Below are 200 nucleotides of genomic sequence, written 5' to 3'. Positions count from 1 at the left end.
AAACTACCCACCAGACACTGTCCGCAATCCCGATTAGGGACCAACGTTAGAACATCAAACATACCAGGGTGGTATTTCAAGGACGGCTCCATGAGAACTAGCGTCCTCATTTCAAAGCCTCCCACCTATCCTACACAAGTAGGTTCAATGTTCAGTGCCAAGCTGTAGTAAAGGTTCACGGGGTCTTTCCGTCTAGGTGC

At 49.0% G+C, this 200-nt stretch carries 1 rRNA gene; it reads right to left on the bottom strand.

The features are described from left to right. Positions 1–200 (bottom strand): 23S ribosomal RNA (locus tag ACXAGX_RS20655); the annotation flags it as partial.

The organism is Alteromonas sp. ABV4_515 (genome assembly GCF_056160345.1).
The sequence above is the reverse complement of the archived record's forward strand: the minus strand, read 5'-3'. Positions and strand labels throughout refer to the sequence as shown.